9 protein-coding genes are annotated in these 13,282 nt (G+C 70.7%); 7 read left to right on the top strand and 2 right to left on the bottom strand.

All coding sequences use genetic code 11. The features are described 5' to 3' along the window. Positions 1 to 18 precede the first annotated feature (18 nt). Positions 19 to 1,521, bottom strand: a complete 1,503-nt coding sequence (locus IWC96_RS01765) for a CoA-acylating methylmalonate-semialdehyde dehydrogenase (protein WP_196838248.1) — start codon at positions 1,519 to 1,521, stop codon at positions 19 to 21. Between the two features lie 149 nt (positions 1,522 to 1,670). Here IWC96_RS01765 and IWC96_RS01760 point away from each other — a divergent pair, with 149 nt between their 5' ends. After that, positions 1,671 to 2,828: a hypothetical protein gene (locus tag IWC96_RS01760; RefSeq protein ID WP_196838247.1), complete on the top strand. Its 1,158-nt coding sequence runs from the start codon at positions 1,671 to 1,673 to the stop codon at positions 2,826 to 2,828. Then, the gene (locus IWC96_RS01755; RefSeq protein ID WP_196838246.1) at positions 2,825 to 4,228 is read left to right on the top strand and encodes a cytochrome P450; all 1,404 of its coding nucleotides are present in this window, start codon (positions 2,825 to 2,827) and stop codon (positions 4,226 to 4,228) included. Before IWC96_RS01760 ends, IWC96_RS01755 begins: the two co-directional genes overlap by 4 nt. 622 nt (positions 4,229 to 4,850) lie before the next feature. Here IWC96_RS01755 and IWC96_RS01750 read toward each other — a convergent pair. Then, positions 4,851 to 6,914, bottom strand: a complete 2,064-nt coding sequence (locus tag IWC96_RS01750) for a S9 family peptidase (protein ID WP_021698685.1) — start codon at positions 6,912 to 6,914, stop codon at positions 4,851 to 4,853. 201 nt (positions 6,915 to 7,115) lie between these two features. Here IWC96_RS01750 and IWC96_RS01745 point away from each other — a divergent pair, with 201 nt between their 5' ends. From IWC96_RS01745 to addB, 5 genes are read left to right on the top strand one after another with little or no spacing between them, the layout of a single operon-like run. Next, entirely contained in the window at positions 7,116 to 7,958 is an 843-nt protein-coding gene (locus tag IWC96_RS01745; protein WP_021698686.1) for a 1-acyl-sn-glycerol-3-phosphate acyltransferase, read from the top strand. Further along, the gene (gene tsaE / locus IWC96_RS01740; RefSeq protein ID WP_045319444.1) at positions 7,942 to 8,421 is read left to right on the top strand and encodes a tRNA (adenosine(37)-N6)-threonylcarbamoyltransferase complex ATPase subunit type 1 TsaE; all 480 of its coding nucleotides are present in this window, start codon (positions 7,942 to 7,944) and stop codon (positions 8,419 to 8,421) included. The genes IWC96_RS01745 and tsaE overlap by 17 nt, the downstream gene beginning before the upstream one ends. Next, positions 8,408 to 9,499, top strand: coding sequence for an N-acetylmuramate/N-acetylglucosamine kinase AmgK (gene amgK / locus IWC96_RS01735; RefSeq protein WP_021698688.1), 1,092 nt, complete (start codon positions 8,408 to 8,410; stop codon positions 9,497 to 9,499). The genes tsaE and amgK overlap by 14 nt, the downstream gene beginning before the upstream one ends. Further along, positions 9,496 to 10,212, top strand: a complete 717-nt coding sequence (murU, locus tag IWC96_RS01730) for an N-acetylmuramate alpha-1-phosphate uridylyltransferase MurU (RefSeq protein ID WP_021698689.1) — start codon at positions 9,496 to 9,498, stop codon at positions 10,210 to 10,212. The genes amgK and murU overlap by 4 nt, the downstream gene beginning before the upstream one ends. After that, positions 10,209 to 13,226, top strand: coding sequence for a double-strand break repair protein AddB (gene addB, locus IWC96_RS01725; protein WP_196838245.1), 3,018 nt, complete (start codon positions 10,209 to 10,211; stop codon positions 13,224 to 13,226). Before murU ends, addB begins: the two co-directional genes overlap by 4 nt. Positions 13,227 to 13,282 lie beyond the last annotated feature (56 nt).

Here is a 13,282-nt window from a genome sequence, read left to right as displayed (position 1 = left end):
CAACTGCTCGCAGCGACCTTACCGCATCGTCGGAATGACGAAACTGGAGTCCGCGTGCTCCAGCTCCGAGTCCGGCCAGCGGGCGGTGACGGTCTTGGTCTTGGTCCAGAAACGGACGCCTTCCATGCCGTGCTGGTTGGTGTCGCCGAAGGCCGAGCGCTTCCAGCCGCCGAAGGTGTGATAGGCGACCGGCACCGGGATCGGCACATTGATGCCCACCATGCCCACATTGACCCGGGCGGCGAAGTCGCGGGCCGCGCGGCCGTTCTGGGTGAAGATGGCCACCCCGTTGCCGTACTGGTGCTTCGAGGCCAGCGACAGGGCCTCCTCGAAGTTCTCGGCCCGCACGATCTGAAGGACCGGGCCGAAGATTTCTTCCTTGTAGGACTCCATGCCCGGCTTGACGTGGTCGAACAGGGACGGGCCGATGAAGTAGCCCTTCTCATGGCCCTGCAGGGAGAAGCCGCGGCCGTCGATGACCAGTTCGGCGCCGTCCTTGACGCCCTGGTCGATCCAGCCCTCGACGCGCGTCTTGTGGGCGGCGTTGACCACGGGGCCGTAGTGGGCCTCTGCGTCAGTGGAGACGCCGACCCTCAGTTTCGGGATTTCCGCGACCAGCCGTTCGCGCAGGTCGTCGGCGGTCTTCTGGCCCACGGGCACCACCACCGGCAGGGCCATGCAGCGTTCGCCCGCGCTTCCGAAAGCGGCGCCGGTGAGGTCCTTGACCACCTGGTCCATGTCGGCGTCGGGCAGGATGACGCCGTGGTTCTTGGCCCCGCCCATGGCCTGGACGCGCTTATGGTTGGCGGCGCCGGTCTGGTAGACATAGTGGGCGATGTCGGACGAGCCGACGAAGCTGACGGCATGGACCAGCGGATGGGTCAGGATGGCGTCCACCGCCGTCTTGTCGCCGTGGACCACGTTCAGCACCCCGGCGGGGGCGCCCGCCTCCATCATCAGTTCGCCCAGACGGACCGGCACCGACGGGTCGCGCTCGGACGGCTTGAGGATGAAGGTGTTGCCCACGGCGATGGCCACGCCGAACATCCACATGGGGATCATGGCCGGGAAGTTGAAAGGCGTGATGCCCGCCACCACGCCCAGCGGCTGGCGCATGGAATAGACGTCGATGCCGGGGCCGGCGCCCTGGGTGTACTCGCCCTTCAGGGCGTGGGGGATGCCGCAGGCGAACTCGATGACCTCAAGGCCGCGCTGGATGTCGCCTTTGGAGTCGGCGATGACCTTGCCGTGCTCGGACGACAGCATTTCGGCCAGCTCGTCCATGTTCGCCTCGACCAGGCGCTTGAATTCGAACATCACCCGGGCGCGGCGCTGGGGATTGGTGGAGGACCACGCTTCGAAGGCGTTCTGGGCAGCCTGGACGGCCTTGTCGACTTCGCCTTCGGTGGCCAGCTGGACCCGCGCCTGCACCTCGCCGGTGTTGGGGTTGAAGACGTCCCCGAAGCGGCCCGAGGCGCCCTCGAAGGAAGCCCCGTCGATGAAGTGGCGAATGTCGCGCATGTCCTGAGTGTTCCCTGATCTGGTTGTTTGGCGTCGTCTTAAACCCGCCAGGCGCCCGTGGCCAGCGGAGCGGCTGAGGAAGACCCGCATGGCGGTTTGACACGGCCGGGCGGCGCGGGTTCAGTGCCCGCCGGGGATGGAGGGGACGAATGCGGGATCAGGTCGATTCGACCGGGCAGGGGCGCGCGCACCGGCGCCGGCTGCTGTTCATTCCCGGCTACGACCCCCGTTCTCCCGCCGCCTATCACCGCATGTGGACCGAGGAGGCGCCGAAGCAGGCGGCGGTGTCCGGCGCCGTGATCGCGGTGGAGCGCAAGCACGCCGACGGCGATCATGCGCTGGGCTGGACGGTGCAGACGGTGATGGACGGGCGCGCGGCGGAGACCCGGGTCACCCTGCTGCGCTGGGACGATCTGGTGCGGGCCTGGTGGCTGAGAGGCGAGCGGCGGGTGATCATGGCCATGCCCCGTTGGGTCGCGGCCATGGCCGGGGCGGGGCTCTATGGCCTGACGCGGCGACAGGCGCGGGCGCTGTGGCTGTGCCTGATGACGCCGCCGGTGATCCTGGGCGGGCTGATCGGGCTGATGGCTCTTCTGGCGCTGGCGGCGGGATTGATCACGCCCTGGGCGGCGCTCCCGGTGGTCGCCGCGGCGCCCTTCGTCATCGCCTGGCTGTGGCGGCGCATCGACGCCAAGGTGAACTGCGGCTGGGTCAGCCAGTGCTTTTCCTACATGGCGCGCATCGCCGCCGATCCGCCGCCGGAGCAGGCCGCGCGCTGCGACCTGTTCGCCGAACGCCTGATCGCCGCGGTGGACGAGGGCTGGGCCGACGAGGTGGTGCTGGCGGGCTTCAGCCTGGGCGGCAACCAGGCGGTGCGGGTGCTGGCCCGGGCGCTGGAGATGCGGCCCGATCTGGGACGCGGGACCACGGCGGTCAGCCTGCTGACGCTGGGGCAGGGCCTGTGCATCCAGGCGGCGCTGGGGGACGAGACGTTCCGGGCGGCCTTGAGGGCCGTGGCGGCGGCGCGCTCCGTCGGCTGGGTGGACGCCACCTCGGCCTCGGACCCGGCCTCGGCCTGCACGCTCCATGCGCTGCACGGGGTGGTCCCCGCGCCGGATCCGGACCGGCCGGAAAGACGGGCGCCGCGCTTCCACAAGCTGCTGACGGACGAGCATTTCCGCGCCATCCGCCGCGATCCGCTGGCGTTCCATTTCCAGTACCTGAAGGCCACCGATCTGCCCGGCGGCTACGACTGGTTCGCCCTGGCGGCGGGGCCGGACTTTCTGATCGAGCGGAGCCCGGCATGAGTTTGTTCACCCCGCCGCGCCCGGCCACGGCGCCGGAGAAGCGCTCGACCCTGACCCAACGCATCGCCCTGTTGCGTTCCGGGCTCGGGACGTTCCGCGAGGGCAGCTACGGCCAGAAGATGGGCCGCCACGGGTTCCGCACCCTGCCCTTCTTCAAGCGGCGCTGGATCTTCACTGTGCGCGATCCGGATCTGGTGCGCGAGGTGCTGGTCAGGCGGGCGGAGGACTTCCCCAAATCCGGCCTGATGGACGCCATGCTGCGGGCTCTGACCGGCTATTCCATCTTCGTCAGCAACGGCGAGATCTGGGGGCGGCAGCGGCGGCTGATCGATCCGGCGCTGGAGCAGGCGCGGGTGCGCGACGTCTTCGCCCGCATGCTGGAGGCGGCCACCGTGGCCACGGCGCGCATGGAGGCCCTGGCCGACACGGGCGAGCCGGTGCGGGTGGACATGGAGATGACCCGCTTCGCCGCCGACGTGATCTTCCGCACCATCTTTTCGGAGCCCATTTCGGACGCGGCGGCCGAGCGGGTGATCGCCGCCTTCGAGGTGTTCCAGGGGGTGGCCTACGCCCACGGCATGCTGGGGCTGGCCAGGGCGCCGTCCCGCATCCTGCCCGGATGGGGCCGCGCCCGGCGGGCGGCGCGGATCATCCGCAAGGCCATCGACGAGCCGCTGCGGCGGCGGCTGGCGGACCATGCGGCCGGACGGCCGACGCCGGACAACGACATCCTGGCGGCCCTGATCGGCGGGGTGGACCCGGTGACGGGCACCTCGTTCGACGGCGACGAACTGCTGGACCAGATCGCCATGCTGTTCCTGGCCGGGCACGAGACCTCGGCCAGCGCCCTGGCCTGGAGCCTGTATCTGATGGCCGAGGCGCCCGAGGTTCAGGCGCGGGTGCAGGCCGAGGCCGACGCGGTGCTGGGTGACGATCAACCCGCCTTCGAGCACATGAAGCGGCTCGGCTTCACCCGCGACGTGTTCCGCGAGGCCATGCGGCTGTATCCGCCCGTGGCGTTCCTGGCGCGGGACTGCCCGGCGGGGGACCGGCTGGGCAAGAGGGACATTCCCCCCGGCTCGGTGGTCATGGTCTCGCCCTGGCTGAGCCATCGGCAGGCCGAGCGGTGGACCGAGCCCCACGCCTTCGACCCGGACCGGTTCGGCTGTCCCGAGGGCAAGGCGGCCATGGCGGGCGGCTATTTCCCCTTCAGCGTCGGGCCGCGCGTGTGCCCCGGCGCCGCCTTCGCCCTGCAGGAGGCGGTGCTGGTGCTGGCCATGCTGAGCCGCCGGCTGCGGTTCGAGGCCGACCCGGCCTGGACCCCTGTGCCGGTGGCCCGGCTGACCCTGCGGTCCGCGAACGGGGTGCAGCTGAGGGTGTTCAGGCGGGGCGGCGGGTGAGACTCCGGGACGGAAAAACAGTGCAATGAGAGTCTCACTTTTGCGGAATTGTTGAGCAGAAACAGCGGCGCTGATTTTTGTGAGTCTCATCAGGCTTCTTGCCGCCGGGCGACTGGACGGAAGGGCGGGGTGCTGTTTTCCGACTCCGCGTCCGCCATCTGGACCCCAGCCTTCGCTGGGGTGAGCGGTGGCCCCTGGTGAGACTCCGGGGCGAAAAAACAGTGCAATGAGAGTCTCACTTTTCCGGAATTATTCAACGAAAACAAACCAGTCGGAATTTCGCTGAGGTGTGGAGTCTCATTCGGGGCCTCTCCTGTTCATCGCAGCGCGAGATCGCTGCAGAGGCAGTGTAGGCGCGCTGGAGGGAAGGGGGACGAAACAGGGGCGCCCGCAGCGGCGAGGCCTTGCACGGCAAGGGACTGGATGCAGGAAATGGGGGATTAACGGGCGGGCCGACGGCCGATCGACCAACCCCCGTCATGGCCGGGCTCGTCCCGGCCATCCATACGCGCGCTTCAGCAAGCGGAACCTCGGTGGTCCCGTCGCCGGGTCCACCCCACAGGTCCGGGCGTATGGATCACCGGGACAAGCCCGGTGATGACGACGGAGAGAGCGTGGGCGCCTATTCCGCGTCCTCGCCGAGGTGGCGGTCCAGCCAGCCGAACACCTCGGTGTGCCAGCGCAGGCTGTTGCGGGGCTGGAGCACCCAGTGGTTCTCGTCGGGGAAGTAGAGGAACTGGCTCTCGATGCCGCGGCGCTGGAGTGCGGTGAAGGCGGCGATGGACTGGTCGGTGGGCACCCGGTAATCGCGGCCGCCCTGGATCACCATCATGGGGGTGCGCCAGTTCTGTACGTGGTTGACCGGATTGAAGGTCTCGTAGGTGGCGCCGGACTCCCACGGCGTGCCGCGGTTCTCCCATTCGGTGAACCACAGCTCTTCGGTGGAATAGCCCATGAAGCGGGTGTCGAAGACGCCGTCATGGTTGACCATGCACTGGAAGGCGTCGGGCCAGTTCCCGGCGATCCAGTTGATCATGTAGCCGCCGTAGGAGGCCCCCAGCGCACAGGCGCGGTTCCCGTCGAGGAAGTCCCAGGTCTCCAGCGCATGGGCCCAGCCCTTCTGCAGGTCCTCCAGCGGGCGGTCGCCCCAGTGACCGGAGATGGCGTCGGTGAATTCCTGGCCGTAGCCGACCGAACCGTGGAAATCGATCATCACCACCGCATAACCCGCGCCCGCATAGGTCTGGGGGTTCCAGCGGTAGGACCAGTAGTTGCCGAATGAACCCTGCGGCCCGCCGTGGATCAGGAAGGCGACCGGATAGGTCCCGCCCTCCACATAGTTTGCCGGCTTGATCAGATAGCCGTGCACCGTATTGCCGTTCCAGCCCTCGAAGGTGAACTGCTCGGCCTCGCCGAAGGCCAGATCGGACAGTTGCGGATTGGGGTCCAGCACCAGCCGGGGCATTTCGCGGCCCCGGTAGGTCTTGGCGTAGAGGGCGTTGGGGTGGGTCAGGCTGTCCAGGGCCAGGATGAAGCCTGACGGGGTCTGCTGGACGGCGGCCACATGGCCCTCGCCGGTGATGGGGATGACCGAGCCGGAGGTGACGTCGATCTCGAACAGCCGGACCTGACCGGTGTCATAGGCGGTGGCGTACAGGCTGCGGCCGTTGGCGGACCATTGCAGGCTGTCGGGCGACCGGTCCCAGTTGGCGGCGACCTGGCGCACCTGGCCGGTGGCCACGTCGCGCAGCATGATCTTCCACTGATCGGCCTCGAAGCCCGGGCGGCTCATGGCGCGGTAGGCCATGGTGCGGCCGTCGGGCGAGAACACCGGGCCGTCGTCCCAGGCGGGGTTGTTGTCGGTCAGATTGACCCGCTCGCCCAGGCCCTCGGCCGCGATGGGCTGGAGATAGATGTCGAAATCGGTGGACCAGGGCTCGCTGGTCCCGGCCTCGCGGGCGGCGAAGACCACGCCGTTGCCGTCGGGGGTGAAGGTGAAGGCGCTCTCGTCGCCGAAGGGGCGCGAGGGGGTGTCGCCGTCGAAGTCGCGGGTGGCCCAGATCGGCTCGCCGTCGGCCACGCCCTGACCGCTCAGGTCCAGCACGAAGACGTGGTTGCGCGTGCCGTCGCTCCACTGGTCCCAGTGGCGCACGAACAGCTGGGTGTAGAGGGTTCCGGAGTTGTCCGGCTCCTCGTCCAGGCGGGCGGCGGTGCAGGCCAGGTCCGGGCAGTCGGGGAAGACGGCGGCGGCCACGGCGATGCGGTCGCCCGCGGGGCTGAGGCGATAGGTCTGGACGTCCACGGGCAGGTCTGTGACCTGGACCGCGAGGCTTCCGTCGGCGTCGGTGCGCCAGACCTGCGACGAGCCCGAGCGGCTGGACAGGAAGAACAGCTGGCCGTCGGCGCTCCAGCGGGCGGTGTTGGCGCCCTCGTCGGAAATGGGCAGGCGGCGCGGTTCGGCCTCGCCGTCCAGATCCAGGATGTAGAGGCTGGTGGAGCCCCCGGCCAGCGGGGTGGCGCGCAGGGCGTAGACCACCTGGGAGCCGTCCGGCGAGACGCGCGGATCGGACAGGCGGTTGGCGTTCAGCATGTGCTCGTAGGTGAAGGGCTGCTGCTGCGCCGCGGCGACGGCGGGCAGGACGAGGGCCGCAACGGCGGCGGCGCAGACGAGGGCGGTTGGACGCATGACGATTTCCCCAGAGCCGGATGTGCGGCCACGGTTAGCACGGGGGTGCGCCCGGCGGAAACTGGACTCGCCCTGTCCACCCTCCGCTCATCCCCGCGTTGGCTGCCACGCGCCGCCCTTCGGGTCGCGGGGATGAGCGGAAATAAAGAGGCGATTCCCCCGCTTGCCCCGGCGCACGGCAAAGGCGAAACTTGCCGCCTCATGGTTCTCGCCGCCGCCCCCCACATCGTTGACCAGCTGATCGCCGAGCGTGCGCCGCGGCTGACCCGGTCGCTTGTCTGGCCGGTGGTCAAGCCGGTCCTGTACGGGCTGCTCAGCTATGCCCCCGCGCGCAGCATGGCCGATGCGGTGGCGGTGCGGTCGGGCGTCGATGCGCTCGCCTATGTGGCGGACCTGCTGGATCTGGAGGTGTCGGCCCTGCTGCTGGAGCGGCTGCCGCAGACGGGGCGCTGCATCGTGGTGGCCAACCATCCCACCGGCATCGCCGACGGACTGGCGGTGCACGAGGCGGTGCGGCGGGTGCGGGACGACGCCATCTATTTCGCCAATGCCGACGCCCTGCGGGTCTCGCCCCGTCTGGGCGAGGTGGTCATTCCGGTGGAGTGGGTGGAGACCAAGCGCACCCGCGAGAAGACCCGCGCCACCCTGGAGGCCGCCCGTCGCGCCTTTGAGGAGGAGCGCTGCGTGGTCATGTTCCCGGCCGGACGGCTGGCGCGGGTCAGCAAGAACGGGTCGCTGACCGATCCCCAATGGGCGGCCACGGCGGTGTCGCTGGCGCGCAAATATGAGGCGCCGATCATCCCGATCCATGTGTCGGGGCCCTATTCGAAGCTGTTCCACCTGTTCGACCGCTATTCGGCCGAGATGCGGGACATCACCCTGTTCCACGAGATGCTGAACAAGCGCGGCAAGCCCTATCGTCTGATCGTGGGCAAGCCGGTGGACGCGCGGCGGCTGGACACCGATGCGGCGCGGGCGACCTACGCCCTGAAGGCGTTCACCGAACGGACCCTGGCCAGCCAGCCGGATGCGGACTTTGCCTGAGGCCCGCCGGATCCTGCTGGCCGACGCGGAGGCCACGACGCGTCTGGGCGCGGCCATCGCGCCGATGCTGAAGCCCGGCGAGGCGGTGCTGCTGTACGGGCCGCTGGGCATGGGCAAGTCGACCCTGGCCCGGGGCCTGATCCGCGCCCTGACCACGCCGGACGAGGATGTGCCCAGCCCCACCTTCACCCTGGTGCAGTTCTATGAGAGCGAGCCGCCGGTCGCGCACTTCGACCTGTACCGGCTGACCCGCCCGGAGGAGGTGCTGGAGATCGGGCTGGACGACGCGCTGGATACGGGCTGCGCGGTCATCGAATGGCCGGAGCGGCTGGGGGACGATCCGGCGGAATTCCTCGGGCCGGACCGACTCGTCATAGAGATCGCCGAGGATGGGGACGGCCGGGTTGCGACCGTTTCCGGCGCAGGCGCGTGGAAGGACAGGATCCAGCATGTCGGATCGTGAGGCGGAACGGATCGAATTTCTCAAGGGCGCGGGCCTGGCCGACGCCCGGCGCGACCCCTTGCCCGGCGACGCCTCCACCCGCCGCTATGAGCGCCTGACCACGCCGACGGGCGCCAGCCTGATGCTGATGGATCAGGCCCCGGCGGCGGAAAGCCCGCCGTGCGACCCCGCCTGGACGCCGCAGCAGAGGCGGGCGGCGGGGTGGAACGCCACCGCGCGCCTGTCGGCCGGGCGCATCGAGGCCTTTGCGGCGGTGTCGAACCTGTTTCGCGGCGCGGGCCTGTCGACGCCGGAGATCATCGCCGTGGACGCGGGGTCCGGCTTTGCGGTGATCGAGGATTTCGGCGACGACCTGTTCGCGCGGGTGATCGAGGACGGGGAGCCGGCCGCGCCGCTGTATCTGGCGGCGGTGGAGGCGCTGGCGAAGCTGCATCTGAACGCGGTCATGCCCGACGTGCTGAGCGGGCCGGGCGGGGACTGGCCGCTGCTGACCTATGACGCCGTGGCGCTGCAGGGCGGCGCGGACCTGTTCGTGCAGTGGATGCCGAAGTTGAACCCGGCGCTGGATTTCGGCGCAGCGGCGCTGGCCGAGTGGGACGCGGCGTGGGCGCCCATCGCGGCCATGGGCGAGGCGAAGGCCTGGTCGGTGGCGCACCGGGACTATCACGCCGAGAACCTGATCTGGCTGCCGCAGCGGTCGGGCGACCGGCGGGTGGGCATGATCGACTTCCAGGACGCGGTGCTGGCCCATCCGTCGTGGGACCTGCACTCGCTGTTGCAGGACGCGCGCCGGGACGTGGCGCCGGAGCTGGAGGCGGTGGCGCTGGACCACTATTTTGCGTGCATGCCGGGCGTGGACCGCGAGCCGTTCCTGGCCGACTACGCCGCCCTGGCGGCCCTGAACGAGGCGCGCATCCTGGGGGTGTTCGCCCGGCTGATCGCGCGGGACGGCAAGCCCCGCTACCGGGCCTTCATGCCGCGCATGTGGCGGCATCTGGAGGCCAATCTGCAGAAGCCGGGCATGGAGGCGGTGCGCGGCTGGTTCGCGCGGCATGTGCCAGTGGAGGTCCGGACATGACGGGACCCAAGACCGCCATGGTTCTCGCCGCCGGCCTGGGCACCCGCATGCGGCCGCTGACCGACGACCGGCCCAAAGCGCTGGTGGAGGTGGGCGGCAAGGCCCTGATCGACCATGTGCTGGACCGGCTGGGCGCGGCGGGCGTGGAGCGGGCGGTGGTCAATGTGCACTGGTTCGCCGAGCGGCTGGAGGCCCATCTGGCGGCGCGCACGGGCGGGCCGGAGATCATCATATCCGACGAGCGGGCCGAACTGCTGGAGACCGGCGGCGGGCTCAAGAAGGCGCGGGGTCTGCTGGGCGATGACCCGGTGTTCGTGGCCAATATCGACAGCGTCTGGACCCAAGGTCGTCGGGATCCCTTGGCTAATCTCGTAAGTCTGTGGAATTCGAACTCTATGGATGCGGCTCTTCTGCTCGCCCGAAGGGAAGGGGCAATTGGCTTCGAGGGCCCTGGCGATTTTTCCATAGGCTTCGACGGCCATCTGCTTTTCCGAGGCGACAGACCGACCGTTCCGTATGCCTACATGGGCGTGCACATCACGAGACCTGATTACGCAAGTCAGGGACCAGATGGCCCGTTTTCCTTGAGCACCCTGTGGCGTCGATCGGAAAGGGAGTCGCGCCTTTACGGCTGCGTGTTGGACGGGGACTGGATGCATGTGGGCGACCCGGGCGCGCGGGATGAGGCCGAGGCCCGGCTGACGACCGCATGAGCCGCTTCGACCCCTTTGCGGGCGCCGGGGCGCGCTGGTGGTCCATCGAGGCGCACCGGCCGTTTCTGGAGGATCTGGCGGCGGGGGTGCTGGACTGGCTGGGCGAGGACGCGCCCGAGACCCTGAGCGACGCGGTCATCCTGCTGCCCAACCGGCGCGCGGCGCGGGCCTTCACCGAGGCCCTGACCCTGCTGTCGGGGGACCGGCCGGTGCTGCTGCCGCAGGTGCGGCCGCTGGGCGATCTGGAGGAGGACGAGCCGCCGTTCGCGCCGGGCGAGCTGGAGCTGGACCTGAAGCCGGCCATCTCGCCGCTGAAGCGCCGGTTCGAGCTGGCGCGTCTGGTGGCCGCCCACCACGGCGGGGCGGTGGAGCCCTTGCGCGCGCTGGAGATGGCCGAGGCGCTGGCGGCGTTTCTGGACTCCTGCCAGATCGAGGAGGTGGCCGACCCGGGCCGGGTGGCCGATCTGGTCGAGGCCGATCTGGCCGAGCACTGGCGTTCCACCGCCGCCTTCCTGGCCGTGGCGGTGGAGGCGTGGCCCCGGCGGCTGGAGGAGCTGGGTCTCAGCGACCCGGCGGCGCGGCGGGTGACCCTGCTGAAGCGGCTGGCCGAGGCGTGGGAAGACAGGCCGCCGGCCTTCCCGGTGATCGCGGCGGGCTCCACGGGCACCGTGCCCGCGGCGGCGGCGGTGCTGGGAGCCGTGGCCCGGGCGCCGTCGGGCTGCGTGGTGCTGCCGGGACTGGACCGAGACCTGTCCCAGACGGCGTGGGACCAGATCGCCGACGACGACGGGGAGCAGCATCCGCAGGGGGCGCTGAAGCGCCTGATCGGGCGGCACGGCATCGACCGGGCCGAGGTGCGGGCCTGGCCCGCGCGGGACACGGGCGAGAGCGCGCGGCTGGGCCGGGCGCGGCGCCGGCTGATCGCCGAGGCCCTGAAGCCGCCGGCCTCCACCGCCGACTGGACCAAGGCCATCGACGAGATGCGCAAGGGCGGGGGCGACCCCATCGCCGAGGGGCTGGAGGGCCTGACCGCCGTCACCGCCCGCACCGAGGAGGCCGCCGCAGCGCTGGCCGCCGTGCTGATGCGCGAGGGGGTGGAGACCGCAGGTCAGACTGTGGCGCTCGTCACGCCCGATCCGCTGTTCGCGCGGCGGGTGCAGGCGCGGCTGGGGCGATGGGGCCTGATGGCCGACTCCTCGGCGGGCTCGCCCCTGTCGGAGACGCCGGCGGGCGTGCGGCTGGCCCAGCTGGCGCAACTGGCCAAGGCCTTCGGAGCGGTTCCGCTGCTGGCCATTCTGAAGCATCCGTGGACCACGCTGGCCGGGCCGGACGAGATCGAGGCGCTGGAGCGCGAGGGTCTGCGCGGGGCGGGGCCCGCCGACTGGGACGCGGTGCGGCGTCGGCTGGAGGCCAACCGGCATCGGGCCGGCAAGCGCCGCAAGGACGAGGATCAGGCGCGCATCGATATGGCCCACGGTCTGGTGGACCGGCTGGAGGGCGTGCTGTCGGCCCTGACCGGCATGGACGACGCGACGCCCGCCGAGTGGGCGCGGGTCCTCTGCGAGGCGGCGGAGGCCTTGGGCGAAGGCGTTGAGGTCTGGCGCGGGCCGGACGGGGCGAGCGCGGCGCGGCTGATGGCTGCCCTGATGACCGAGGGCGCGGAGGCGGGTACGCTGAACGCCTCGGCGTTCGCCGAACTGCTGGGGCGGCTGATGGGCGCCGAGGTGGTGCGCACGGGCGGCGACGCCCACCCGCGCCTGAGAATTCTGGGGGCCATCGAGGCGCGGCTGGTGCGGGCCGACCGGGTCATCCTGGCCGGGCTGGAGGAGGGGGTGTGGCCGCGCGGCGGGGGGACCGATCCGTTCCTGTCGCGGCCCATGCGCAAGACCTTGGGCCTGCCGCCGCCGGAGCGCCGCATCGGCCTGTCGGCCCATGATTTCGCCCAGATCGCTTGCGCGCCGGAGGTCTATCTGCTGCACACCGAGCGCCGGGACAATCAGCCGTCGGTGAAGTCCCGCTGGCTGTGGCGGCTGGAGACGCTGGTGCGCGGGGCGTTCCCCGATGCGCCGCGCCTGCCGCAGCGGGCGGACCTGCACGGACTGGCCCGGCGGCTGGACGCGCCCGACGCCGATCCGCCGCAGACCCTGAAGCCCGCCGCGCGGCCGGCCCCGACGCCGCCGGTCGCTGCGCGGCCGACGAAGATGTCGGTGACGCGGGTGGAGGAATGGGTGCGCGATCCCTACGCCACCTACGCCCGCTTCGTGCTGAACCTGCACCAGATGGAGCGGCCCGACGAGCGGGTGGACGCGCGCCTGCGCGGCACGGCCATCCACAATGCCCTGGAGGTGTTCGCCCGCGAGTGGGAGACCCTGGGTGAGACCGGGGCGCAGGACCGGTTCCTGAACCGCTATCTGGCCGAGCTGGAGGCGGCGGGCATGACCCCGGCCGCGCTGGCCCGGGAGAAGGCGCTGGGCGCGCGCATGGCCGACTGGGTGACCGGGTTCGAGCGCGACCGCCGGGCGAAGGGGCCCCATGTGGCGCTGGAGGCTTACGGCCAGTGGTCGCCCATTGAGGGCTTCCTGCTGACCGCCCGGGCCGACCGCATGGAGGTGGCCGAGGGCCGCCTGTCGGTGATGGACTACAAGACCGGCGCCCCGCCGACCAAGAAACAGGTGGAGAGCGGGTTCAGTTCGCAGCTGTCCCTGACCGCCGCCATCGCCCGCGAGGGCGGGTTCGGGGCCGTGCTGAAGGCCGAGCCCGACGACCTGCTGTATGTGCGGCTGACCGGCCGCGACCCGGCGGGCGAGATCATGGACCGCAACGGCGACGCGGGCGCCGCGGCCCTCGCCGACGAGGCGGTGGAGGGTCTGAGGAAACGCATCCGCCAGTACGCCAGCCCGAGCCAGCCCTATCGTTCGCGCATCGCGCCGCAGTTCGCCCAGGCGCGGGTGTCGGACTATGACCATCTGGCCCGGGTGGCGGAATGGTCCACGGCGGCGGAGGGGGACGAATGATGGTCGGTTCGAACATCCTCCCCCGCTCGCGGGGGAGGGGGACCATCCGAAGGATG

This window comes from Brevundimonas sp. BAL450, assembly GCF_015767455.1.
Taxonomy (GTDB): domain Bacteria; phylum Pseudomonadota; class Alphaproteobacteria; order Caulobacterales; family Caulobacteraceae; genus Brevundimonas; species Brevundimonas abyssalis.
This window is presented reverse-complemented; position numbering and strand designations above follow the sequence as displayed.